Annotated in this window: 18 protein-coding genes and 1 riboswitch; of the genes, 12 read left to right on the top strand and 6 right to left on the bottom strand. The window is 63.3% G+C overall.

Annotation, left to right across the window (positions count from 1 at the left end; genetic code table 11):
• Positions 1 to 37 precede the first annotated feature (37 nt).
• Complete coding sequence (locus LB518_RS16660; RefSeq protein ID WP_224578647.1) at positions 38 to 1,123, bottom strand: putative urea ABC transporter substrate-binding protein; 1,086 nt, start codon at positions 1,121 to 1,123, stop codon at positions 38 to 40.
• A gap of 76 nt (positions 1,124 to 1,199) precedes the next feature.
• Positions 1,200 to 1,308: riboswitch (guanidine-I (ykkC/yxkD leader) on the bottom strand.
• A 117-nt stretch (positions 1,309 to 1,425) separates the two neighbouring features.
• Complete coding sequence (locus tag LB518_RS16655) at positions 1,426 to 2,328, bottom strand: AraC family transcriptional regulator (RefSeq protein ID WP_224578646.1); 903 nt, start codon at positions 2,326 to 2,328, stop codon at positions 1,426 to 1,428.
• A gap of 182 nt (positions 2,329 to 2,510) precedes the next feature.
• On the opposite strand from LB518_RS16655, the gene LB518_RS16650 reads away from it, so the two are divergent.
• From LB518_RS16650 to LB518_RS16625, 6 genes are all read left to right on the top strand, one after another.
• The gene (locus LB518_RS16650; protein WP_224578645.1) at positions 2,511 to 4,004 is read left to right on the top strand and encodes an alpha-glucosidase/alpha-galactosidase; all 1,494 of its coding nucleotides are present in this window, start codon (positions 2,511 to 2,513) and stop codon (positions 4,002 to 4,004) included.
• A 143-nt stretch (positions 4,005 to 4,147) separates the two neighbouring features.
• Positions 4,148 to 6,232: an ABC transporter substrate-binding protein gene (locus LB518_RS16645; protein ID WP_224578644.1), complete on the top strand. Its 2,085-nt coding sequence runs from the start codon at positions 4,148 to 4,150 to the stop codon at positions 6,230 to 6,232.
• 84 nt (positions 6,233 to 6,316) lie between these two features.
• Positions 6,317 to 7,327, top strand: a complete 1,011-nt coding sequence (locus LB518_RS16640; RefSeq protein ID WP_224578643.1) for an ABC transporter permease — start codon at positions 6,317 to 6,319, stop codon at positions 7,325 to 7,327.
• Positions 7,324 to 8,511: an ABC transporter permease gene (locus tag LB518_RS16635; protein ID WP_224578642.1), complete on the top strand. Its 1,188-nt coding sequence runs from the start codon at positions 7,324 to 7,326 to the stop codon at positions 8,509 to 8,511. Before LB518_RS16640 ends, LB518_RS16635 begins: the two co-directional genes overlap by 4 nt.
• Positions 8,512 to 8,522: 11 nt before the next feature.
• On the top strand, positions 8,523 to 10,190 hold the full coding sequence (locus LB518_RS16630; protein ID WP_224578641.1) for an ABC transporter ATP-binding protein: 1,668 nt from the start codon (positions 8,523 to 8,525) through the stop codon (positions 10,188 to 10,190).
• Positions 10,191 to 10,228: 38 nt separating this feature from the next.
• Positions 10,229 to 11,596 (top strand): alpha-glucosidase/alpha-galactosidase, encoded by a 1,368-nt coding sequence (locus LB518_RS16625; RefSeq protein WP_224578640.1) that lies wholly within the window; start codon positions 10,229 to 10,231, stop codon positions 11,594 to 11,596.
• Positions 11,597 to 11,658: 62 nt separating this feature from the next.
• On the opposite strand, the gene LB518_RS16620 is transcribed toward LB518_RS16625, so the two are convergent.
• Both LB518_RS16620 and LB518_RS16615 read right to left on the bottom strand, forming a co-directional pair.
• The gene (locus tag LB518_RS16620; protein WP_224578639.1) at positions 11,659 to 12,741 is read right to left on the bottom strand and encodes a patatin-like phospholipase family protein; all 1,083 of its coding nucleotides are present in this window, start codon (positions 12,739 to 12,741) and stop codon (positions 11,659 to 11,661) included.
• A gap of 87 nt (positions 12,742 to 12,828) precedes the next feature.
• Entirely contained in the window at positions 12,829 to 14,370 is a 1,542-nt protein-coding gene (locus tag LB518_RS16615; protein WP_224578638.1) for a tryptophan halogenase family protein, read from the bottom strand.
• 531 nt (positions 14,371 to 14,901) lie between these two features.
• Here LB518_RS16615 and LB518_RS16610 point away from each other — a divergent pair.
• Positions 14,902 to 15,933: a Ppx/GppA phosphatase family protein gene (locus tag LB518_RS16610; RefSeq protein ID WP_502845843.1), complete on the top strand. Its 1,032-nt coding sequence runs from the start codon at positions 14,902 to 14,904 to the stop codon at positions 15,931 to 15,933.
• Positions 15,819 to 16,682 (top strand): RlmE family RNA methyltransferase, encoded by an 864-nt coding sequence (locus LB518_RS16605; protein WP_502845842.1) that lies wholly within the window; start codon positions 15,819 to 15,821, stop codon positions 16,680 to 16,682. The genes LB518_RS16610 and LB518_RS16605 overlap by 115 nt, the downstream gene beginning before the upstream one ends.
• A gap of 9 nt (positions 16,683 to 16,691) precedes the next feature.
• Here LB518_RS16605 and LB518_RS16600 read toward each other — a convergent pair whose 3' ends face one another.
• Complete coding sequence (locus tag LB518_RS16600; RefSeq protein ID WP_224578675.1) at positions 16,692 to 18,173, bottom strand: MFS transporter; 1,482 nt, start codon at positions 18,171 to 18,173, stop codon at positions 16,692 to 16,694.
• 183 nt (positions 18,174 to 18,356) lie between these two features.
• On the opposite strand from LB518_RS16600, the gene LB518_RS16595 reads away from it, so the two are divergent.
• Both LB518_RS16595 and cimA read left to right on the top strand, forming a co-directional pair.
• A complete protein-coding gene (locus LB518_RS16595; protein ID WP_224578635.1) occupies positions 18,357 to 18,650 on the top strand; it encodes a CysS/YqeB C-terminal domain-containing protein in 294 nt (97 codons plus the stop codon).
• Positions 18,647 to 20,245 carry a citramalate synthase gene (gene cimA, locus LB518_RS16590; protein WP_224578634.1) on the top strand — a complete coding sequence of 533 codons (1,599 nt, stop codon included), beginning with the start codon at positions 18,647 to 18,649 and terminating at the stop codon, positions 20,243 to 20,245. Before LB518_RS16595 ends, cimA begins: the two co-directional genes overlap by 4 nt.
• On the opposite strand, the gene LB518_RS16585 is transcribed toward cimA, so the two are convergent.
• Positions 20,242 to 20,853 (bottom strand): LOG family protein, encoded by a 612-nt coding sequence (locus tag LB518_RS16585; protein WP_224578633.1) that lies wholly within the window; start codon positions 20,851 to 20,853, stop codon positions 20,242 to 20,244. The genes cimA and LB518_RS16585 overlap by 4 nt on opposite strands.
• A 226-nt stretch (positions 20,854 to 21,079) precedes the next feature.
• Here LB518_RS16585 and LB518_RS16580 point away from each other — a divergent pair, with 226 nt between their 5' ends.
• On the top strand, positions 21,080 to 22,255 hold the full coding sequence (locus LB518_RS16580) for a LysM peptidoglycan-binding domain-containing protein (RefSeq protein WP_224578632.1): 1,176 nt from the start codon (positions 21,080 to 21,082) through the stop codon (positions 22,253 to 22,255).
• A gap of 76 nt (positions 22,256 to 22,331) precedes the next feature.
• On the top strand, positions 22,332 to 24,320 hold the full coding sequence (locus tag LB518_RS16575) for an ABCB family ABC transporter ATP-binding protein/permease (RefSeq protein WP_502845841.1): 1,989 nt from the start codon (positions 22,332 to 22,334) through the stop codon (positions 24,318 to 24,320).
• Positions 24,321 to 24,390: the final 70 nt, after the last annotated feature.

Genomic DNA, 24,390 nt, shown 5'->3' with positions numbered 1-24,390 from the left:
GCCGGGCCCGGGAACCGCAGGGGATGACAGAGCCGCACTAGAGCTTTCCAGCCGCCGCGGCGGCCATGTAGGCATCGGTGAAGCGCAGCTTCACATTGCCGGTATCGCCGAGCACCTTGCCGTCTGCGAGTTCAATGCCGACGACGTCAGGCGAAGCGGCGCCGTTGCCGAGCAGGCCGTGCTCGAACAGGAAGCCGCGGACATGGTCCATGGTGGCGCTGATCTCCGGGCTCTTGGCGAAGGCGGCCGCCTCGTCTGGCTTGAAGAACATGCGCGTTGCCTTGAGCTGGGCCTCATAGCCGGCGAGATCGGTGCCGGACGCCTTGCCCATCGCCTCGCGGGCCGCTTTTCCTTCCGGCGTATCCGACGACATGATCGCCATAGTCTCGTACCATGCACCCGCGAGCGCCTTGCCGAAATCGGGATTGTCCTTGAGCGTCGCAGTGTTGGCGGCCGTCAGGTCGATGATTTCGCCGGGGATCTGCGAGGAATCGAACACCTTGTTGGCGCCCGGCGTTGCCATGATCTCGGCGACGATCGGGTTCCATGTCACAACGGATGTGACATCGGGTGTCGACCATGCGGCGACCATGTCAGCATCCGACGTCGAGACGACGCTGAGGTCCTTCTCGGCGAGACCGATGGTCGAAAGCGCGCGAGCGAGGAGATAGTGCGAGACGGAGAATTCGACGAGATTGACCTTCTGGCCCTTGATGTCGGCCAGCGTCTTCTTGTCCTTCAGGATGATGGCGTCGTTGCCGTTCGAGAAGTCGCCGACCAGAACCGCGGTGGTATCGACGCCGCCGGCGGCCGGGATCGACAGCCCGTCCATATTGGTCAGCGTCACCGCATCGAAGCCGCCGGCCGTGTACTGGTTGATCGATTCGACATAGTCGTTGATCTGAACGACGTCGATCTTGATGCCGTATTTGTCGGCCCACTTCTTGACGATGCCCTGGTCGGCGGCCCACTGCCACGGCATCCAGCCGACATAGATCGACCAGGCGAGCTTGAAGTCCTTCTTGGGCGCGGCTTCGGCGGCGCCGGTGAACGAGAGGGCGGTGACCGCGGCGGCGATCAGGCCGGCGGCGAGGCTGCGCTTCAGGGTGTTCGAGACGTGCATTGCCAACTCCGGTCAGGGTTTCACTGGAACCAGGAATTGGCAAAGACCTACCCGTCGCCAACGCCTGGCCACTGAGGTCTCCCGGGATTTTATCCCGCCGTGCCCGGTGCGGATGTCTCCCGCCCCGGCGGCAGCTCTCGGACCAGCATCCCCTCACGGAGATCGGAACCCTAGCCACCAACTCAATGAACTCCATCGAGCAAGCGCCATGCCAAGCTGAAACCGAAGCGAACTGTATGCAATGGGAAGGTGGTTGCCGTATTTATGGGCGATGGCACCGGGCGCCGATCACGGATTGGGCATTACAGCGGCCGTTCCGGCCCGGAGACTGTGGCGTACATGCCCGTCGTCCGGAATTCTGTCGGGCTGGTGCCGAAGACGCGGCGGAACACCTTCGCGAAATAATTGGGATCCTCGAACCCGATCAGCACTGCGACCTCCTTGACCGAGATCGCCGCATCGTTTGCGAGCAGCGACGCCGCCCGCCTCATCCGCTGCTGAAGCACGAATTCGGCCGGCGGTGTCCCTTCGCTCTCGGTGAAGACGCGGGTGAAATGCGCCCGGCTGAGGCCGGCGACATCGGCGAGGTCTGGAACGGCGATCGGCTTGTCGAGGTTTTCCAGGATGAAGCGAACGGCCCTCGCCATCGCATCGTCCTCGGTCGGCAGGGCAGGGTGTGAGCCGAACACGTCGTCGAACAGCGCCATGGCCGCTTCATAAGCGATGGCAGAGGCGGCGCCCGGCGTCTCGCCCTCGCCTTCGACGAAACGCAGCGTGCAGCGAGCGAGATGCTCGATCGTTTCCGGACGCAGGCGAAGAACCGGCCCGTTGGCGGCGAGGATCTCGCGATGGATCCGCAACGCCTCGCGGCCATGCATCGAGATCCAGAAATATTCCCAGCGATCGCCGGGATCGAGCCAATAACGGTGGTTGTGCGGGATGAGGACCAGCATCGTATCGCCAGCTCGAAGACGATAGCGACGGCGCTCGTAGCGAAGCTGGCCGACACCCGAGATTGTGTGCTGCAGGACGGTGAACGCCGTCTGTCCCCGCTGCATGCCGTCCCAGGCATAAGGCGGCTGATCGCGGATCTCGTAACCGCTCGATGTGGGCATCGAATGGAGGTGGCGACGGCCGCGCGGCAGCGACAGCGTCTTCATAGCTGGCGCATAAGTCCGCAACTTCGAGAGCACAGAATTACCCATGAAAGCACAAAATCTCTCTGGTCCATGGTCGGGGCTTGGGAATAACTAATGCCACGAACAGCCGGCGGGGACCATGAAAACCCGCCAGGCGGTGGCTTGCTGCCTTATCGGCGTCAGCGCTTTGGGCAGGGCAGGCTGGTCTGAGATGAGGCCGCGTGCGGCCGAGACGATTGAGGGAGCGAATGGCCGGACTGAAGATCGCGATCATCGGCGCAGGCAGCGTCGGCTTCACGAAGAAGCTCATGACCGATATCGTATCGGTGCCTGAACTCAGGGATGTCGAGTTCGCGCTGACGGATGTCAGTGAGCACAATCTTTCGATGATCCAGCAGATCCTCGACAAGATCGTCGAAGCAAACAATCTTCCAACGCGCATCACCGCGACGACCAATCGTCGGCAGGCGCTCGAAGGCGCGAATTATATCATCAGCTGCGTGCGCGTCGGCGGCCTTGAGGCTTATGCGGACGATATTCGCATTCCCCTGAAGTACGGCGTCGACCAGTGCGTCGGCGATACGATCTGCGCCGGCGGCATCATGTATGGCCAGCGAAATATCCCGGCCATCCTCGACTTCTGCAAGGATATCCGCGAGGTCGCAGCGCCGGGCGCCGTTTTCCTCAACTATGCCAACCCGATGGCGATGAACACGTGGGCCGCCATCGAATATGGCAAGGTCAACACGATCGGCCTCTGCCATGGCGTCCAGCATGGCGGCGAGCAGATAGCGACGGTTCTGGGTGCCAAGCCGGGTGAACTGGACTTCATCTGCTCGGGCATCAATCACCAGACCTGGTTCATCGATGTCCGCTTGAACGGCCGCAAGGTCGGCAAGGATGAGTTGCTCGCGGCCTTCGAGGCGCATCCTGTCTATTCCAGGCAGGAGAAGGTGCGCATCGACGTCCTCAAGCGCTTCGGCGTTTATTCGACGGAATCAAACGGCCATCTGTCTGAATACCTCCCCTGGTATCGCAAGCGTCCGGACGAGATCGAGCGCTGGATCGACATGTCCGAATGGATCCATGGCGAGACCGGCGGTTATCTCCGTTATTCGACGGAATCGCGGAACTGGTTCGAGACCGACTTCCCGCGCTTTGTCGAGGAAGCCGGCAAGCCGCTCGATCATTCGAAGCGCTCGACCGAGCATGCGAGCCATATTCTCGAGGCGCTCGAAACGGGGCGCGTCTATCGCGGCCATTTCAACGTCAAGAACAACGGCGTCATCACCAACCTGCCTGACGATGCCATCATCGAGTCCCCCGGTTTCGTCGATCGCTTCGGCCTCAACATGGCGGCGGGCATCACTCTGCCCGAGGCCTGCGCGGCGACCTGTCTGGCCTCGATCAATGTGCAGCGCATGTCGGTCCACGCTGCGGTCACCGGCGATCTCGACCTCTTGAAGCTGTCGGTGCTGCACGATCCGCTCGTCGGCGCGATCTGCTCGCCGGATGAGGTCTGGCAGATGGTCGACGAGATGGTCGTCGCCCAGGCGAAATGGCTGCCGCAGTTTGCCCATGTGATCGACGACGCGAAGGCACGGCTTGCCAAGTCGACGGTCAAGACGCGCGACTGGCAGGGTGCGGCGCGCCGCGACGTGCGGACGGTGGATGTCGTCCGCGCCGAAAGCGCCAGGAAACGCGCTCTGGAGCTGGACGAGTCCGCTCGCCCGTCTCTCTAGAGGTTCTGGAGGATCCGGCATGGCTCGAACGAGCCATGCCGTTGCAGATGGCCGCCGCCGCGGGGACGAGTGGCGTCGGCGGCAGTTTGGGGACTATGGGGCGAGGGTAGGGCTCTGCCATCGCCACGCTCAAGGGAGGAAACATGAAGACCTATTTGATGGCTCTCGGAGGAGCAGGCCTGCTCCTCGGCGTCTCCGCAGCGGCGGCGCTCGCCCAGACTGAAAAGCCGACCCTGCCGCCTGATCCGCCGAAATTCGAGGCACAGGGTCAGGTCGACTATGTCGGCCAAAAAGACATTTTCGAGTTCAAGGCCCTGCCGGAATATCATGAGCCGGATTGGGTCACGAAGAACTTCGTCGACACCGGCAAGCTTCCGCCGGTCAAGGATCGTCTCCCCAAGGAGCCGCTGGTCTACAAGAAGGCCAACATGGTCGACGGCCTCGGGGTCTATGGCGATACGCTGCGCCATGTGATCGGCGGCCGTCCCGAGGGCTGGAATTATATTGGCGGCCAGTCGCAGGGTTGGGGTGGCATCGATATCGGCCTGTCGGAATGCCTGACGCGCTCGGGTCCGCTGTTCGAGATCAAGGCCGACGAACTCGAGCCGCTGCCGAACCTCGCCAAGAGCTGGGAATGGTCTGAAGACGGCAAGCAACTGACCATGCACCTCATCGAGGGTGCCAAGTGGTCGGACGGCGTGCCGTTCACGTCCGACGACCTGATGTTCTACTGGAACGACAACGTCAACGATCCCAATGTCACGCCGCTGAACGGCGCCACGCCGGCTACTTTCGGCGAGGGAACGACGCTGACGAAGGTTGACGACTACACGGTGCTGTGGACGTTCAAGCAGCCGTTCGCCAAACAGTATCTCTATCAGATGGCCTATGGCACCTTCTGCCCCGGCCCGGCTCATATCCTGAAGCCGCAGCATCCCAAATATTCGAAGAACACCTACGAGCAGTACAAGAACGCCTTCCCGCCGGAATATATGAACATTCCGGTCATGGGTGCCTGGGTGCCGGTCGAGTATCGCCCCGACGACATTGTCGTCATGCGCCGCAATCCCTACTACTGGAAGGTGGATGAGGCGGGCAATCAGCTCCCCTATCTGAACGAGCTGCATTACAAGCTCTCGACCTGGGCGGACCGTGACGTTCAGGCCGTGGCCGGTTCCGGCGATTTCGCCAATCTCGAGCAGCCCGAGAGCTTCGTCGAGGCTCTGAAGCGTTCGGCAAGCAAGGATGCGCCGGCCCGCCTCGAATTCGGCCCGCGGCTCATCGGCTACTCGCTCTATCCGAACTACTCGGCCAATGGCTGGGGCGAACCGGATGAGCGCGCCCAGGCCGTGCGCGAACTCAATCGCAACGACCACTTCCGCAAGGCGATCACCGAAGCGGTCGACCGCAAGCGGCTCGGCGAGTCGCTGGTCAAGGGTCCGTTCACGACGATCTATCCGGGCGGCATCTATTCCGGCACCGTCTATTACGACAAGGACTCGACCGCCTACTATCCGTACGACCTCGAAAGCGCCAAGGCTGAACTGGCACTGGCCGGCCTCAAGGATACGGATGGCGACGGCATCGTGAACTTCCCGGCCGGAACGGCGGGCGGCAAGAATGTCGAGGTCACGCTCCTCGTCAATGCCGACTACCAGACCGACAAGAGCCTTGCCGACGGCATGGTTGCGATGATGGAGCCGCTCGGCATCCGCGTCATCCTCAACACGGTCGAAGGCAAGCAGCGTGACGCGCTGCAGCAGGCCGGCAAGTTCGACTGGATGATCTTCCGCAATACCGAAGAACTGACATCGGTCGTGCAGAAGACGGTCAATCTCGCACCGGTTGGTCCGCAGACCAGCTACTACCATCGTGCGGGCAAGGATGGTCAGCTCGACCTGCTTCCGTTCGAGCAGCAGCTTGTTGACATCACCAACAAGTTCATCGCGACGAGCGATGGCGCAGAACGCAAGGACCTGATGAAGCAGTTCCAGAAGGTCTACACCGATAACGTCTATGGCATCGGTCTGACCCAGTATCCTGGCGCGCTGATCATCAACAAGCGTTTCGCCAACGTCCCGAAGGGCACGCCCATCAATCTCTTCAACTGGGCTGAGGACAGCGTCATTCGTGAGCGCATGTTCGTCCCGGCTGACAAGCAGGGCAACTATGAGCTCCACGCCGAGACGCTGCCAGGTGCGCCTGGCTCGGCCGGCGCGGTGAAGTAGCCCCACGCCTCACAATCGCGAAGCAAGGAGGCCTCGTGCCCCCTTGCTTTCCCTGAAGCACCGGAGACGGAGCTCGAAGCCCCCATGCTGCGCTTCCTAGCGATCAGAATTCTCTCTGCTATTCCGGTTCTCCTCGTCCTGAGCATCGTGACCTTCGCCATCATCCAGGCGCCACCCGGCGACTATGGTGATTTCATTCGTTCCCAGCTGATGAACCAGGGCGGCGCCTCCGCCGTCGTCGCCGAGGCGCAGGCCGACGCCTATCGCAAGGCGCATGGCCTCGATAAGCCGATCATCATCCAGTATTTCAATTGGATCGGCGGCATCGTCACCCGCGGCGATTTCGGCGACAGCTTCTTCTACAACAAGCCCGTTTCGACGGTCGTGGCCGAACGGCTGCCGCGCACATTGCTGCTGGCGCTTGTCTGCCACATCCTGGCGTCGTTCATCGGCATCACCTTCGGCATCCTGGCAGCGACGCGGCAATATAGCTGGGTCGACTCGGTGCTTTCGTTCTTCTCGTTCCTTGGGACGACGATTCCGCGCTTCCTGATCGCGATCGTTCTCGTCTACATCCTGGCCTTCCGGCTCAACGTCCAGGAAATCGGCAGCTTCTTCTCGCCGCAATATGGCGGCGCGCCCTGGTCATGGGCCAAGTTCGTCGATCTCGTGAAGCATGTCTGGCCCGTCGTCGCGATCGCGACCTTCGGCGGGCTCGCCTACAATATGCGTGTGATGCGCGCCAATCTGCTCGATACACTGAATGCGCAATATGTCGAGACGGCACGCGCCAAGGGCATGTCCGAGGGCGCGGTGATCATGCGCCATGCCGTGCCCAATGCGCTGCATCCGCTCATCATGTATCAGGGCGTCGTGCTGCCCTACATGCTGACCGGCGAGATCGAGGTGGCGATCGTGTTCTCGCTCGCGACAGTAGGGCCGGCGATCGTGTCCTCCATGGCGGTCGGCGATGTCTATGTCACCGCCACCTTCATGATGGTCCTCGCCGGGACGCTGATCGTCGGCAACATCATCGCCGACATGCTGCTGGCCCTGCTCGATCCCCGCGTCCGGCTCGGTGGAGGTAAAGAATGACCGAGATCCATTCCGCGACGGACGTGTCGGCCCATATCGCTGCTGCCGAGGCCAAGGCTCGGGAAGCTGCCAAGGAAGCCGCGATCAACCCGCAGGGCGGCCGGTTTGCCCATGGCAACGAGACCTATCTGGCGCTGGTCTGGCGGCGGTTCCGCCGTTCGGTCATCGGCATGATCGGCCTCGTCATGGTGCTCGGCCTTCTGACCATGGCCCTGTTCGCCGACTTCTTCGCGCCTGTGAGCCCCAAGGAAAACGGCGTCGGCTTTGCGCCGCCGGAGACGCTGTCCTTCCGCGCGCCCGACGGCTCGTTCAGCTTGGTGCCGCGCATCTATCCGATTGTCGAGACGGGCGAGTTCGATCCGGTCACGTTCCAGCCGCTGACGGGACCGGACCTCAACAATCCGCTCGATCTCGGCTTCTTTGTCAAAGGTTATGACTACAAACTTCTCTGGCTCATTCCGGCGAACCGCCATTTCTTCGGTGCGACCAACGGCAGTTCGGTGCATCTCCTCGGCACCGACAAATTCGGCCGTGACATTCTCTCTCGCGCGATCGTCGGCTCGCGCATATCCCTGACGATCGCGCTGATCGTGGTGTTCATCACGACGTCAGTCGGGACCGGGATCGGCATCACATCGGGCTATCTCGGCGGGAAGTTCGACGGCTGGGTACAGCGCTTCGTCGACCTCGTGCTCGCCTTCCCGCAATTGCCGCTCTATCTCGCGCTGACGTCGCTCATTCCGATCACGGCGCCCTCCAACGTGTTCCTTGCTTTCGTCATCGGCGTGATGGCGGCGCTCGGCTGGGCGCAGCTTTCGCGTGAGGTTCGCGGCAAGACGCTGGCGCTCGCTCGGATCGAATATGTCCGCGCGGCGATGGCGGTCGGGGCCGGCGATGGACGCATCATCATGCGCCACATCCTGCCGAATGTTCTGAGCCATGTGATCGTGTCGGTGACGCTGGCCATTCCGGCGATCGTGCTGCTCGAATCCTTCCTCGGATTTCTCGGCTTCGCTGTGAAGCCGCCGCTGATCTCATGGGGGCTCATGCTCCAGGACACCGGTGCCTTTTCGGTCATCGGCTCCTATCCGTGGATTCTCTCGCCCGTCGCCTTCGTGCTCGTCACCGTGTTCGCGTTCAACGCGCTCGGCGACGGTCTCCGCGACGCCATCGACCCGTATTAGGGATGACGGACATGACCGAGGCGACCCCGAGCTTCTGCCCGCCCGAGCGCACCGATCTGAACCAGCACGGTCGCGAGCTCATCCTCGACGCGCGCAATATCGGCGTGAACTTCAAGGTCGAGGGCGGCACCGTCCGGGCCGTGCGCGATGTGTCGTTCCAGCTGCATCGCGGCGAGACCATTGCGATCGTCGGCGAATCCGGCTCCGGCAAGTCCGTGACGGCGCGGACGATCATGGGCCTTCTGACCAAGCGGGCAACCATCGTGCCCGACGCGCGGATCATGTTCGAGGGCAAGAACATCCTTGCCTTCAAGGCTGAAGCGCGGCGGCAACTGCGTGGCAACCGGTTCTCGATGATCTTTCAGGAGCCAATGAGCTCGCTGAATCCGGTCTATACGATCGGGCAGCAAATCTGCGAGGTCATCCACCTGCACAACAAGGTCAGCCGGGCCGAGGCGATGAAGCGCGCCGAGGAGCTGCTTCGCGAGGTGCAGATCCCAGAGCCCGCCTCGCGGCTCAAGCAGTTCCCGCATCAGCTTTCAGGTGGCCAGCGCCAGCGCGTCATGATCGCGATGGCGCTCGCTAACCGTCCGGACGTGCTCATTGCCGACGAGCCGACCACGGCGCTCGATGTTACGGTGCAGGCGCAGATCCTCAACCTCATCAAGGACCTGCAGCGCGTTCATGGCATGGCGGTGATCCTCATCACGCATGATCTCACCATCGTGCGCCAGTTCTCCGACTATGTGTATGTGATGCAGAATGGCGAGGTGAAGGAGCACAACCGCACCGAGGACGTGTTCCGCAACCCGCAGCATTCCTACACGCGCCATCTGCTGGCGTCCGAACCGAAGGGCATCGCCAATCCGCTGCCCGAGAAGACGCCGATCATGCTTGAGGGCAAGAAGGTGCGCGTCGCCTTCACTTTGAAGCGCGGCGGCTTCTTCCGGCCCGAATATTTCCCGCTGATCGCGGTTGATGACCTCAGCCTCGATCTTCGTCGTCATGAAACGCTCGGGCTTGTCGGCGAGAGCGGCTCGGGCAAGACGACATTCGGCCAGGCGCTGCTCCGCCTCATCCCGAATAATGGCGGCGAGATCAGCTTCGATGGCGAGCCGATCCAGATGAAGTCGCGGCAGGAGATGCGCCCGCTGCGCTCGCGGATGCAGATCGTCTTCCAGGATCCGTTCTCCTCGCTCAATCCGCGCATGTCGATCGGCCAGATCATCGAGGAAGGCCTGATCGTGAACGATATTGGCGCCGATCGGCGTGACAGGCTGGAGCGCGTCCGCAAGGCGTTGCGCGACGCCGGTATGCCCGACACGATCCTGTCGCGCTTTCCGCACGAATTCTCGGGCGGACAGCGTCAGCGCATTGCCATTGCGCGGGCGATTGCACTCGAGCCTGAATTCATCCTGCTCGATGAGCCGACATCGGCGCTCGATCTTTCGGTGCAGGCCCAGATCATCGACCTGTTGCGCAAGCTGCAGGACGAGAAGGGGCTATCCTATCTCTTCATTTCGCACGACCTGAAGGTCGTGCGCGCGCTTTGCCATCGCGTGATCGTCATGCAGCATGGCAAGATCGTCGAACAGGGCCCGGTCTCGGAGGTCCTGACCAATCCTAAAAACGACTATACGGCCCGGCTCGTCCGCGCCGCTTTCGAAATCGCTGCCTGACGCCAGGGCGGCAGAGGCCTTCTATCGGAGTTGAAGTCATGGCACGTCCCAAGATCACCTTTATCGGCGCCGGCTCCTCGGTGTTCATGAAGAACATTGTCGGCGACATCCTGCATCGGCCGGCGCTGGCCGAGGCGGAAATCGCGCTGATGGATATCAATCCCGAGCGCCTGGAGATGAGCGAGATCATCGCCAAGAAGCTCGTCCAGACGCTCGATGTCCCCGCAACGGTCACGAGCTACACCGACCAGCGCCGCGCGCTCGAGGGCGCCGATTTCGTGGTCGTCTGCTTCCAGATCGGCGGCTATGAGCCGTCGACGGTCGTCGACTTCGAGATCCCGAAGAAGTATGGCCTGCGCCAGACCATCGCCGATACGCTCGGCGTTGGCGGCATCATGCGCGGCCTCAGGACCGTGCCGCATCTGTGGAAGATCTGCGAGGACATGCTCGCGGTCTGCCCAGAGGCGATCATGCTGCAATATGTGAACCCCATGGCGATCAATACCTGGGCGATCAGCGAGAAATATCCGACCATCAAGCAGGTCGGCCTCTGCCATTCGGTTCAGGGCACGGCGCACGAGCTGGCTGAAGATCTCGGCATTCCCTATGAGGAAATCCGCTATCGCTCCGCCGGCATCAACCACATGGCGTTCTATCTGAAGTTCGAGCACCTGCAGGCGGACGGCTCCTATCGCGATCTCTATCCGGATCTCATGCGCGCCTATCGCGAAGGCCGGGCGCCGAAGCCGACCTGGAACCCGCGCTGCCCGAACAAGGTGCGCTACGAGATGATGACCCGGCTCGGCTATTTCGTGACCGAGAGCTCGGAGCATTTCGCCGAATACACGCCCTATTTCATCAAGGAGGGCCGTGAGGACCTCATCGAGAAGTTCGGCGTGCCGCTCGACGAATATCCGAAGCGCTGCATTGAACAGATCGCGCGCTGGAACGATACCGCCAAGGAATACCGCACGGCCAACCGGGTCGAGGTCAAGGAATCCAAGGAATACGCCTCTCAGATCGTCAATGCGGTCTGGACCGGCGAACCTGCGGTGATCTACGGCAATGTCCGCAACACCGGCCTCATCACCTCGCTGCCCGAGGGCTGCGCCGTCGAGGTGCCTTGCCTTGTCGATCGTTCGGGCATCCAGCCGACGCATATCGGCAAGCTGCCGCCGCAGCTTTCAGCCCTGATGCGGACCAATGTCAACGTGCAGGAACTGACCGTTGCCGCGCTGATGACCGAGAACAAGGACCATATCTATCACGCTGCGATGCTCGATCCGCATACCGCGGCCGAGCTCGACCTCGACCAGATCTGGAACCTCGTCGACGACCTCATCGCTGCCCATGGCGACTGGCTGCCGGCCTGGGCGCGCGGATCGAAGCGGAAGGTTGCCGCCTGATCCATCAGGATCGACTGAGTTGACGGCCCGGTCGCCATGATGGCGGCCGGGTCTTTTGGTTCTCAGGACCAGAACTGCTGGATTTTTGGCGCTTCGGTTTTTGCGCGGTCGTAGCCGGCCTTCAGCGCGGGCGCGATTTCCTTGGGATCAAGCAGGTTTACGCCCGGCGGCGTGCCGGCGATGATGAGCATCGCCTTGGTGCCCGTCGCCTCGAGTGCTGCGATCTCCGTGTTGATGTTGTGCGGAATGCCGGTGAGAACGGTGCCGTCATGGCCATTGGTCAGCGTGATGACGAGCGCGCGTTTCGAGCCGGCGACGATGTCGGTATGCGCCCAGGTCCGCGCGATGCCGCCATCCATGCAATATCGCTGGCCGAGCAGCGTCGGACCGATGACGCCGGGCAGCGATGAACTGGCGCCGGCCGCATGGGCAAGCGGAATGCCGTTCCTGCGCGCGACGGCCTGGCCGACGACGAGGCGCTCTCCGGTGTAGCAATCATTGGCGGTCGTGAACATCTTGGCGACCGGCCAGTCCGTCTTGCTGTCACCCGTCAAGAGCCAGGCGAGACGCTCGACGGCATCCCCGTTCACCCTGTTGTCGGAGGCGAGGGCGGCGTGTCCGATCGCCTGGATCGATGCGGGATCGCCATTCGTGACCTTGAAATTGATTTCCTGCGCTCGTTTCTGGCTGGCGTTGGCGCTGGAAACAGGCGCCATCTTGGCGAACAGGCTGGGAAAATGGCCGAAGAAATCGAACTCGGTCCGGAGACGCGCGAAATGGCCCGAGGTCAGTGACGAGCCCATATAGGCGCCGGCCGAGGTGCCCACGACCATCTCAGCGAGATTAGGATCAAAGCCCAGTTCCAGAAGGCCGTGGAAGAACCCGCAATACCAGGCGACGTAGTATTCGCCGCCGCCGCCGAGCACGAGTGTCCGGTCGAGTCCGGCGGCGAGGTTGGAGACCGTCGGCGTCATCGGCGCCGGTCGCGCGAGCCCGTCATCGGCGAACAAGCCGTTCGAGACTGCCTCCGCCATCGCCGTGACCGGATCGACGCAGCTTTCCGTCGCGCTCGCGGCGGCTGGCAGGACCGAGGCGGCTGAAATGCCGGCGCTCATGGTGATGAAACCACGTCGGCTTGGCGTCATTGACTTCTCTCCCATCGCAGTCAGCGCGAGGAGTCTAGTCTCGATTGCCTTCCGAGGAATGAAATTTGTCAGCTCGGCCTGCTTCGCTCAGCCGAGCGAACGCATGTGAGCGAGGAACTCGGCATGGCCGAGGGCCTTGTCGGCGGCGGCGCGATATTCCCGTACGAGACTGTCGACGGTGTCGCGCGCAAAGGCCCTCAATTTGGGGTCGCGCGCCATTTCGGCCCGGGCGACTTCGGGGTCGAGCAATCCGAGCCCGTCGAGCACGGGATAGTGCAACTGTGTCTCGACATGCGGCAGGCCGCCCAGGTAGGACGGGAAGTGCTCCCGCCGTGGCATTTCCTTGCTCCAGAGCGCGAGCCGCTGCCGGGTCTCGTCATGGAGTCGCTCGGCTCGCACATCGCGCCAGAACGGTGTGTCGTCACGCTCAGTGACGTAGTGCGTGTTGATGAACGTGCGAAAATCGTCGACCTGGCGCCCGAAGCGGCGATTGTAGTCGACGCGGTCCGTCTCGGTCATCTCCTCCGGGTTTTTCAGATAGTTGTCGGCGAAAAGCATCAGCTGCACGATCGAGCCATGGATCGAGGTCGCCTCCAGTGGCTCGAGGAAGCTGGCCGCGAGGCCGACAGCGAGGCAATTGCCCAGCCAGGGTGTCGCCAACCGGCCGATCTCGAAGCGGATGTCGTCGCGAACTTCGATCGGATGACCGAGCACACGCTCGACTTCGAGCCTCGCTTCGTCCGGTGTCTTGAAGGCGTCCGAATAGACATAGCCGCAGCCATAGCGCTCCTGCGTCGGGATCTGCCACATCCAGCCCGATTCGAGCGCCCAGGCCAGGGTGTAGTTGGCGATCTCCTCACCCGGCTTGATGTCGATCCAGAACGGCAGGGCCCGGTTGACGGGCAGTTCCTTTGCATAGGAGATCCAGGGGGCTGCGAGTTCCTGGACGATGAGGCGCTTGCGGAAGCCGGTGGCATCGACAAAGAAATCGCCGGCAAGGCGGGTCCCATCGTCAAGAATAAGCGCGCGGATATAACCGGTCTCAGCGTCCCGCTCGAGGCCGGAGACGCTGGCGTCGATCGTGTCGACATTGGAGGCGCGGGCCTTCAGGAACTTGCCAACCCGCGCTTGATCGAAGTGAAAGGCATGGTGGAACGGTCCAAGCGGCAGCAGCGTCCCGTCATCCTTGCGCGCATAGGGCGCCTTCTTGCGTTCGAGCAGCGGGCCGAAAAGATGCATGTCCTGCAGCTTGCGGCCGGCCGCGACGCAGAAGACGTTGAGATAGTCAGATGGTGCGCCGGCGGGTGCCTTCACGACCTGATGCGGATCGTCGATCGGGCCGTCATAGCTGTGACCGATATGGCGCCAGTCCTTGTGGCGGATGCCGAGCTTGAAGGTCGCGCCCGTCTCGCGAAAGAACTCGAACTCGTTCAGGTTGAAATACTGCATCAGCACGCGAAGAGCCGCCGTGCTGCCTTCGCCGACGCCGACGGTCGGAATTTTCGAGGATTCGACCACGGTGACGCGCGCGCCGAGTTTGAGCCGGCGTGCCTTGTCGCTCAGAATGAAAGCTGCGAGCCAGCCAGCGGTTCCGCCGCCGACGATCACGAAATGCGGTTGATCCGCCACTGCAGCCCCCAAGTGTTTTCAGTCTCTTGTCGTGCCTTTTTCAGGCTGCGCGCCAAGTCTTGCGGATTGTCGGCTCTCCAAACGCCCCCTGTCAATCGACCCTTCGGGTGAGCCGCGTCGCGCATTCTCCCTTCGCTTGTAAGGTCGGTCTTTGCTGCTTACACTGAGGACAACTAGGCACTCAAAGAGCTGCGCGCCGGGCCTTGTGTCCGTGCCGTCGCGGCCGAGGATTTCGAAGTGGCAATTACGGGCGAGGATCCGCGACGCGCGGATTCCGAGGCGCCCGCCAATGGTCCGGCCCTTGTCCGCGACCTTGTCGGAGCCGCCGACGGCCAGGGACCGCATGGCGGTTCGCAGGCGTCGAAAAAGAAGGGCCGCCGGCGCAAGAGGCGTCGTCCGGTCTATGCTGCTGGCGGTGAACTGCGGGCACCACCCGCGGCGGGATCTCCGCGTCTGCCCGAGCGACGTCCGCAGCCGGCCTTGGCATCCCAGCCCAACGTGCAATCACCTCCGGTGGCCATGGCGGCCGCGGTGTCGCGGTCGCCTGGTGACGGCCTTTATGCTGCGCTCGATCTCGGCACCAATAATTGCCGGCTGCTGATCGCGCGGCCGCGCGAGCGCGGCTTTCATGTCGTGGATGCCTTTTCGCGGATCGTCAGGCTCGGCGAAGGCGTTGGCCGCAGCGGTCGGCTCGGCGATGCGGCAATGGACCGGGCGGTGGAAGCGCTGCGAATCTGCCAGACGAAGCTCAAGGATCGCGGCGTCGTGCGGGCGCGGCTGATTGCGACGGAAGCCTGCCGCGCTGCTGAGAACGGCGCTGACTTTCTTGATCGCGTGCTTGCCGAGACCGGCCTCGATCTCGAAATCGTCTCGCGCGAGACCGAGGCCCGGCTCGCCGTGTCCGGCTGTGCCTCGCTGATCGATCCGCAGACCAGCGGTGCACTGCTGTTCGATATCGGCGGCGGCTCGTCGGAACTCGTCTGGATCGACCTGACGCGGCCGGCCGATCGGCATCGCCGCCGCATGTCGGACCGCATCCGGACATGGGCGTCGCTGCCGGTCGGCGTGGTGACGCTGAGCGAGCGGCATGGCGGCGAACTGGTCGACGCCACCGTGTTCGAGGCGATGGTCGCCGAGGTGACCGAGATGCTTGCCGCCTTTCCGGAAGGTGCCGCTCTCGACCGCGCCGTGGCGGCCGGCAACCTGCACATGCTCGGCACCTCCGGCACGGTAACGACGCTCGCCGGCGTTCATCTGGGCTTGCCGCGCTATGACCGGCGGCGCGTCGACGGCACATGGCTCAGCGCCGAAGAGGTCAATCAGATGATGGCGGTGATCACCGGCATGGATTATGCCGCCCGTGTCGCCAATCCCTGTATCGGGCGTGAGCGGGCCGACCTGGTCCTCGCCGGTTGCGCCATCCTCGAGGCGATCCGCCGACGCTGGCCATGCCAGAGGCTCCGCGTCGCCGATCGCGGGCTTCGCGAGGGCATTCTGGTGGAAATGATGGCGGAAGACGGCGTCTGGCGTCGCAATCCCCGACAGAACGGACGCGCGTCATGAAGGACAGCAAGGGCAAGGGGCCGGGCGGCCGCGAACTGACGGTCCGCGTGAAGACGGCACGGGGGCGCACCGCGTCCTCGACGCGCTGGCTCGAGCGGCAGCTCAACGATCCCTATGTCGTGCGCTCGAAGCGCGAGGGTTATCGCTCGCGCGCGGCCTATAAGCTCATCGAGATCGACGACAAGCACCACATTCTCGCTCCCGGCATGAAGGTGGTCGATCTCGGCGCCGCGCCCGGCGGCTGGTCGCAGGTCGCGGTTGAGCGGGTCGGCTCGACCGATTTGAACAAGCTGGTGGTCGCCATCGACTATCTCGAGATGGACGAACTGCCCGGCGTCATCCTGTTCCAGAAGAACTTCCTCGACGAGGACGCGCCGGCGCTGTTGCAGGATGCGATCGGCGGTCGGGCTGACGTGGTGCTTTCCGACATGGCAGCGCCGACCACTGGCCACCAGCAGACGGACCATCTGCGCACGACCTATCTCTGCGAGGTCGCGGCCGCCTTCGCGCTCGACGTGCTGAAGCCCGGCGGCTCGTTCCTGTCGAAGGTGTTCCGCGGCGGTGCCGAGAGCACGCTCCTGACGACGCTGAAGCAGCATTTCGCCACGGTGCATCACCTGAAGCCGCCGGCAAGCCGCGCCGGCTCGGTCGAACTCTTCATCCTCGCCAAAGGCTTCAAGGGAAAGCGCCAGGACGCGTCGCGCGACGACGAGGAGAGCCAAGAGGACGAGGCCGCCTGGCGGCCCTGAGAAATCGCTTCAGGCGCGCTCGCGCATCGCCGTGACTGGATCAGGCGCGAGCGTCTTCGGCTTCAAGCGGCGGCCGGACATTTCCTCGCCGGCGTTGCGCGGCATCTTCATGAAGAAGAACACCGAACTCATCGATATCAGGCCGATCGCGATGAAGGCCGGATGGAACGTCGCGACCGTGATGGTGCCGCCGGTATGAGCGAGCGACATTTCGAGCGCGATGGCGCCGACCGAAATTCCGATCGACATCGACAATTGCTGGAACACGCTGGTGAGGCTCGTCGCCCGGCTCATCCGCGCCTGCGGCACGTCAGCGAATGAAAGCGCATTGGCGCTGGTGAACTGCAGCGAGCGGAAGAAGCCGCCGACGAAGAGCAGCCCCGTGATCATATGCATCGGCGTGCCGATATCGAAGATCGCGGGCATGCCGATGAAGATGGCGGCAATCACGGAATTGGCGATGAGGACGCTGCGGAAGCCGAAGCGGCGCAGCAGCGGCGGCGCGACGAATTTCATCGCGATGGCGCCGATGGCCGAGACGAACGTGATCGAGCCAGACTGGAAAGGGCTGAGCCCGAAGCCGAGCTGCAACATCAGTGGCAACAGGAAGGGCATCGCGCCAATGCCGATGCGGAACAGCAATCCGCCGATGACGCTGGCGCGGAAACTCGGGATCGCAAAAAGCGACAGGTCGAGGATCGGGTTGGCGATCCGCCGGCTATAGAAGACATAGGTGACGAGCAGGGCGCCGCCGCCCAGAAGCAGGCCAACGACATAGGGCCACGGCATCAGATTGAGGCCGAGCGATGTCGAGCCGGTGACGAAGCCGGCAATGCCGAAGCTCGACAGCATGAAGCCGGGATAATCGAAGCGAACCCGTTCCTCGCCCCTGATATCGGGGACGAACAGCGTTGCCAGCACGAAGCCGAGAATGCCGATCGGAACGTTGATCCAGAAGATCCAGCGCCAGTCGAAATAGGTGGTGATGAAGCCACCGAGCGGCGGCCCGACCACTGGCCCGATCAGCGCCGGAACCGTGAGCCAGGCGAGGGCGCCGACCAGTTCGGATTTCGAGACGGACTTCAGAATCACCAGCCGCCCGACGGGCACCATCATCGCCCCGCCGAGACCCTGCAGGATTCGGGATGCGACGATCTCTCCGATCGAGTGAGAAAGGCCGCAACAGATCGATCCGACTGTGAACGTGACGAGCGCGAGGCGGAAGATCGTCCGAGCGCCGAAGCGATCCGCCAGCCAGCCGGACGCCGGGATGAAAATGGCGATGGTCAGGAGATACGAGGTGAGGGCGAGCTTGAGGTTGATCGGGCTGACGCCGAAATCGCGGGCGATTGTCGGCAGTGCGGTGGCGAGAACCGTCGAATCGAGGTTCTCCATGAACAGCGCACAGGCGACGATAAGGGGCAGCAGGATCCGGTCGGGAAGCAGGCGGGCGGGCATGGTGAAACATCCGGGCGGGAAACGGGATGCGATCGAGGCTGGTCGCGTCCCCGGAGGTGACGGCCGGAGTCTTGGGCAGGCGGGTCGTCGTTCGCCCGGAAACTAATGGACCCTTATCACAAAGCAAGTCCGCTCACGACCGGGAACGAAGTCGTGATCGACTGCGGCAGTCTCCACGCCGCGAGATTTCGTTTGGCCGCGGCGGGCGGCGAGAGTATGACCGTCACCCTCCCGCAACCGCGGTTATCCGGACTTCCCGCCGCCCTTCCCGATGAAGCCGGCACCAAGAAAGACGACGCCATGACCAGCCTGCCGCTCGATGAAGCGCTGATCGAACAGTTGATCGAGGAGCGTATCGACGCCCGCCGTGCCCGCGACTTCGCGAAGGCGGACGAGATTCGCAAGACGCTGGATGGCATGGGTCTCATTATTATCGACGGCAAAGATGAGGAGACAGGAGCTTTCTGGACCACATGGGACGTTCGCGGCGAAGCGAGCGAGACATCATGAATCGTGAACGTGTCACTCTGTTCGATACCACCCTGCGCGATGGCGCACAGACCAATGGCGTTGATTTTTCCGTAGAGGACAAGGTGCACATCGCCGGACTCCTCGACGAGTTTGGCCTCGACTATGTCGAGGGTGGCTATCCCGGTGCGAACCCGACCGACAACCGGCTGTTCACCGAGAAGCGGACACGGCGCGCGCAATTCACCGCCTTCGGCATGACCAAGCGCGCCGGCGTCAGCCTCTCGAATGATCCCGGCGTCGCCGCGCTGATCGAGGCGAAGTCGGACGCGATCTGCTTTGTCGCCAAGACCTGGGACTATCAGGTGCGTGTCGCGCTTGGCGCCAGCGAGGACGAAAATCTCGACGGTATCCGGCAGTCGGTGGCCGCTGCGGTCGGCGCCGGCAAGGAGGCGCTCGTCGATTGCGAGCACTTCTTCGACGGCTACAAGGCCAATCCGACTTACGCGCTGGCCTGCGCCAAGGCTGCCTATGACGCCGGTGCGCGCTGGGTCGTGCTCTGCGACACCAATGGCGGCAGCCAGCCGGAGGAGATCGAAGCGATCGTTCGCGCGGCCTCCGCTGTGGTACCCGGCGATCATCTCGGCATCCACGCCCATAACGACACCGAGCAAGCGGTGGCCAATTCGCTGGCAGCGCTTCGTGGCGGCGCACGCCAGATCCAGGGTACGCTCAATGGTATCGGTGAGCGCTGCGGCAACGCCAATCTGACCTCGCTCATCCCGACATTATTGTTGAAGCCGCTTTACGCCGACCGGTTCGAGATCGGCGTCACGACCGAAGCCCTGCAGGGGCTGACGCAGCTTTCGCATCGCTTCGACGAGATCGTGAATCGCGCGCCAAACCGGCAGGCGCCTTATGTCGGCGCTTCGGCGTTTGCGACCAAGGCCGGCATCCACGCCTCGGCGATCGTCAAGGATCCGAGCACCTACGAGCATGTTCGGCCCGAGCAGGTCGGCAATCATCGCCGCGTGCTCGTCTCGGATCAGGCGGGCCGCTCCAATCTGCTGGCCGAACTGGCACGGCTCGGCATTCCCGTCGACAAGGGCGATCGCCGGCTGGACACGTTGCTGTCTGAGGTGAAGGAGCGCGAGGCCGTCGGCTATTCCTATGAAGGCGCGGACGCATCGTTCGAGCTTCTGGCGCGGCGCACGCTGGGGTCGGTGCCCGACTATTTCACCGTCGAGAGCTTCCACGTGACAGTGGAGCGCCGGCACAATGCGGCCGGCAAGCTGGTCTCGGTGTCGGAAGCCGTCGTGAAGCTCGAAGTCGGGGGGCAGCGTCTTCTGACCGTCGCGGAGGGCAACGGCCCGGTGAATGCGCTCGACCGGGCGCTGCGCAAGGACCTCGGCGTTTATCAGGATGTGATCACCGACCTCGAGCTGGTCGACTATAAGGTCCGTATCCTCAATGGCGGTACCGAAGCGGTGACACGCGTGCTCATCGAGAGCCGCGACGCGACGGGCGACAGCTGGATGACGATCGGCGTATCCGAAAACGTCGTCGATGCCTCATTTGAGGCCCTGATCGATTCGATCGTCTACAAGCTGATCCGTGCCGGCGTGGAGCCGGCCTAGAGATCGGCGATCGGGATCGAAGCTGGCGCGGCGGGCTTCTGCCGCGTCGTGGGCGCGGTCGCGGCGGCCTGAAGCTTCGGCACGATGTCCTCGACGCGGTCGGCGACGAGGTAGCTCACCTCGAAGCCGTTCCGGATGAAGCCTTCGTCCGACATGTGGCGCAACAGGACGACCAGCGGATCCCAGAAACCGTTGATATTGGCGATCAGCACAGGCTTTTTGTGCTGGCCGAGCTGGGCCCAGGTCATGATCTCGACCAGCTCCTCCAGCGTGCCGATACCGCCCGGCAGCGCGACGAAGGCATCGGCGCGTTCAAACATCGTCCGCTTGCGCTCATGCATGTCGCTCGTGACGACGAGGTCATGCGCGGTCTCGAGCATGACCTCACGCTCGCGCAGGAACTGCGGGATGATGCCGGTGACATGGCCCCCGGCGGCCATGACCGAGCGCGCCACGATGCCCATGAGGCCGATGGAGCCGCCGCCATAGACAAGGCCGATGCCGGCGGACCCCATGGCGCGGCCGAGCGCGGCTGCGGCGGCGGCATAAACCGGATCGCCGCCCTCGGAGGAGCCGCAATAGACGCAAATCGATGAAAGCGATGTCATGTTGATCTTCCTCGCATCCGCAAAGAGGGCCGTCAAGTTCCGCGGGCGCCGCAGGCGGGCGAGGGAATTCCGCCATTTCAACGCCTTGTGAGCGGGACGAAAGCGCGTATAACAGGCCTTTGAAAGGCTGCGTTTCGCAGGCGCGATGTCGTGCCGGCAAAGGAGCGTGGCGCCGGTAGGCGACGGGCCGTGTGCACCGTCATTGGGGAAGCAGGTTCGATCGTCGATGGCTGAACAGGGTAGGGCGGGGCAAAGCTGGACGGGCCGCATCGCAGCAGTGATCGTCGTCGTGATCCTGATCATCGGCGGTTATTTCGCGCTGACATCGCGTCCGGGACCAAAGCCCGAACAGGCGGTCGACGTTGCCGTGGTCGCCCCTGCCACCAAGGATGCCGCCAAGGATGCGGTGAAGGACACCGCCCCGACTGCGGCGCCATCAGCCGCGGCGCCCGCGCCGGCCAATCCTGCCCCCGGTGGCGAAGCGACTGCGCCCGCAGCAAGCACACCTGCGGCACCAAGTTTCGACGTCGTCCGCGTCGAGCCGACCGGCGAGGCGGTGGTGGCCGGTCTCGCGCCGCCGAATTCGACCGTCGAGGTGATGGACGGCGCGACGCCGATTGCCAAGGGCACGGCCAATGACCGTGGCGAATGGGCACTGACCGCCGACAAGCCGCTTGCCCCGGGTTCGCACGATCTTTCGATCCGCACGACATCGGCCGACAAGAAGACCGAGACCCTCTCCGAACAGAGCGTCGCGGTGGACGTTCCGGAAAACCCGAAATCCGGGCCGCTGGTGGTGCTCAATTCACCTGATGCAGCGAGCAAGGTGATCCAGGTTCCGGCCCCGACCAAGGCGGCCGATGGCAGCGCGGTCTCGGCCAAGCCGGATGTGACGGTCGATGCCGTCGAGTTCCAGGACGGCAAGCTGTTCATCTCCGGCTCTGCGGCGATCGGCGGCACGGTGCGGATCTATGTCGACGGCGTCGTCGTCGGCGATGCGACGGTCGACGAGAACGGACGCTGGCAGATCGAGGCCAAGGGCGCCGTCGGCACTGGCAAGCATACGATCCGCGCCGACGGGATCGACAAGGCGAACGGCAATGTGCTTGCCCGCGCCGAAGTGCCCTTCGAGCAGAATGGCGATGTTGCAACGCTGATGGCGGTCACCACCGAAGGCGGCGGCTCCGAGGGCGTCGAAACTGCCAGCAATGTCCCGGCGCCAAAGAGCGTCATTATCCGGCGCGGCGATAATCTGTGGACGATTTCCAAGCGGCTCTATGGCCAGGGCGTCCGCTTCTCGACCATCTATGAGGCGAACAACGACCAGATCCGCGATCCGAACTGGATCTATCCGGGCCAGGTTTTTGTGTTGCCCGCCGGCGATGCGCGCTGGACGCAGTGACCGGTCGATACCATCTGGGTTGAAGATACCGCGCTGAGGCGCCCAAACGACTGTCGCATCGCTGTTCTATCAGGCGATGCGCGCGGTCTTTTGCGCGTTTCGCGATGCGCGCAACAAGGAGACGGGCGTGACCACAATCGCCAGCACGAGTGCCGAACCGACGGCACCGCAGAAGAAGCAGGCCGACGAGCGCTCGGCCCTCCATACCGTCCGTCAGCTGTGGCCCTATATCTGGCCGGATGATCGGCCTGACCTGAAGGTCCGCGTCGTCGGCGCGCTGGTCGTCCTGGCGATCGCCAAGGTCATCACGGTGTTCGTACCCTTCTTCTACAAATGGGCAACGAATGCGCTGAGCGGATCGCAGCCCGCAGGCGCCGCCGTTGCAGGCGTCGCGGCGCTCGTGACCGTTCCGATCATGCTTGTGGTCGCCTATGGCACCGGCCGCATTCTCCTCAATCTGTTCAACCAGCTGCGCGATGCCCTTTTTGCCCGCGTCAGCGAGCACGCGATCCGCAAGCTTGGGCACCGCTCCTTCGTGCATATGCACCGGCTGTCGCTGCGCTTTCACCTGCAGCGGCATACCGGCGGGCTGTCGCGGACGATGGATCACGGCATGAAGGGTGTCGACGCGATCGTCGACCACATAATCCTCAACACGCTGCCGACGCTGCTCGAATTCCTGCTGGCCGCGATCATCATCGCCTGGCAGTTCAACCTGACCTATCTCGGCGTGATCATCGCGACGATCGGTGCCTATGTCTGGTTCACCGTGGTCGCCTCCAACTGGCGCATCGCGCTTCGCCGCGACATGAACGCTTCCGACACCGAGGCGAACTCGAAGGCGGTCGATTCGCTGCTCAACTACGAGACGGTGAAATATTTCGGCAACGAGGATATGGAGTCGGCGCGCTATGACGTGTCGCTCGCCCGCTATGAGGCGGCCTCGGTCAAGACCTGGACGTCGCTGGCCTGGCTCAATATCGGTCAGACGGTTATCTTCACCATCGGCATGACGACCTGCATGGTCCTGTCTGGACTTGCGATCATGAACGGGACGCAGTCGCTTGGCGATTTCGTCATGATCAATGCCCTGCTGATCCAGCTTTCCTTCCCGCTCAACTTCATCGGGACGATCTATCGCGAGCTGAAGCAGGGCCTCGCCGATGTCGAAGCGATGTTCGATCTCCTCGATGTGCCGGAGGAGGTCAAGGACCGGCCGGACGCGCCGCCACTCGTGGTTTCCGATGGTGCGGTGCGCTTCGAGGACGTCGAATTCCATTATGACGCCGAGCGGCCCATCCTGAAGGGCATCAGTTTTGAGGTGCCGGCGGGCAAGACGGTCGCCATCGTCGGCCCATCCGGGGCCGGCAAATCGACGATCTCGCGCCTGCTGTTCCGCTTCTATGACGTTACCGGCGGCCGCATCACCATCGACCGGACCGACATTCGCGACGTAACGCAGAAAAGCGTGCGCGCCGCGATCGGCATGGTTCCGCAGGATACGGTGCTGTTCAACGACACGCTCGCCTACAACATCCGCTATGGCCGCCCGGCGGCCTCCGAAGAGGAAGTTCGCGAGGCGGCCGCCATGGCGCAGATCGGTCCCTTCATCGAGACGTTGCCGAACGGCTATGATACCGAGGTGGGCGAGCGCGGGTTGAAGCTGTCGGGCGGCGAGAAGCAGCGTGTCGCCATTGCGCGCACCATCTTGAAGGCGCCGCCGATCCTCGTCCTCGACGAAGCGACATCCGCGCTCGATACCCATACCGAACGTGAGATCCAGGGCGCGCTCGATCGGGTCTCCAAGGGCCGCACGACGCTCGTCATCGCGCACCGGCTTTCGACGGTGGTGAATGCCGACGAGATCATCGTGCTCGAGGCCGGCCGGATCATCGAGCGCGGTCGCCACGAAGCGCTGATCAAGGCTGACGGGCTCTACGCCTCGATGTGGAATCGCCAGCGCGAGGCCGCCGAGGCTGCGGAGCGGCTGCGTCAGGTCGAGGAGAGCGATACGCTCGGGCTTGTCGTCCGTGGCCCGAAGGCAGGGCTCGAGGCTGTGGTCTGATCGCCGCCAGCGGCTTCACAGCCTCGACGATCCGTGTTTTATCGGGGCCATCACGCGGCTAGAGACAGGG

The sequence above is a fragment of the Mesorhizobium sp. BR1-1-16 genome, assembly GCF_020165495.1.
Classification (GTDB): Bacteria; Pseudomonadota; Alphaproteobacteria; order Rhizobiales; family Kaistiaceae; genus Kaistia.
The sequence above is the reverse complement of the archived record's forward strand: the minus strand, read 5'-3'. Positions and strand labels throughout refer to the sequence as shown.

Coding starts and splice junctions, on each gene's coding strand:
- LB518_RS16580 (WP_224578632.1), top strand. CDS start 21,080: ATGGCTGAACAGGGTAGGGCGGGGCAAAGCTGGACGGGCCGCATCGCA.
- LB518_RS16640 (WP_224578643.1), top strand. CDS start 6,317: ATGCTGCGCTTCCTAGCGATCAGAATTCTCTCTGCTATTCCGGTTCTC.
- LB518_RS16605 (WP_502845842.1), top strand. CDS start 15,819: ATGCCAGAGGCTCCGCGTCGCCGATCGCGGGCTTCGCGAGGGCATTCT.
- LB518_RS16645 (WP_224578644.1), top strand. CDS start 4,148: ATGAAGACCTATTTGATGGCTCTCGGAGGAGCAGGCCTGCTCCTCGGC.
- cimA (WP_224578634.1), top strand. CDS start 18,647: ATGAATCGTGAACGTGTCACTCTGTTCGATACCACCCTGCGCGATGGC.
- LB518_RS16595 (WP_224578635.1), top strand. CDS start 18,357: ATGACCGTCACCCTCCCGCAACCGCGGTTATCCGGACTTCCCGCCGCC.
- LB518_RS16620 (WP_224578639.1), bottom strand. CDS start 12,741: ATGACGCCAAGCCGACGTGGTTTCATCACCATGAGCGCCGGCATTTCA.
- LB518_RS16655 (WP_224578646.1), bottom strand. CDS start 2,328: ATGGGTAATTCTGTGCTCTCGAAGTTGCGGACTTATGCGCCAGCTATG.
- LB518_RS16630 (WP_224578641.1), top strand. CDS start 8,523: ATGACCGAGGCGACCCCGAGCTTCTGCCCGCCCGAGCGCACCGATCTG.
- LB518_RS16660 (WP_224578647.1), bottom strand. CDS start 1,123: ATGCACGTCTCGAACACCCTGAAGCGCAGCCTCGCCGCCGGCCTGATC.
- LB518_RS16625 (WP_224578640.1), top strand. CDS start 10,229: ATGGCACGTCCCAAGATCACCTTTATCGGCGCCGGCTCCTCGGTGTTC.
- LB518_RS16585 (WP_224578633.1), bottom strand. CDS start 20,853: ATGACATCGCTTTCATCGATTTGCGTCTATTGCGGCTCCTCCGAGGGC.
- LB518_RS16635 (WP_224578642.1), top strand. CDS start 7,324: ATGACCGAGATCCATTCCGCGACGGACGTGTCGGCCCATATCGCTGCT.
- LB518_RS16650 (WP_224578645.1), top strand. CDS start 2,511: ATGGCCGGACTGAAGATCGCGATCATCGGCGCAGGCAGCGTCGGCTTC.
- LB518_RS16575 (WP_502845841.1), top strand. CDS start 22,332: ATGCGCGCGGTCTTTTGCGCGTTTCGCGATGCGCGCAACAAGGAGACG.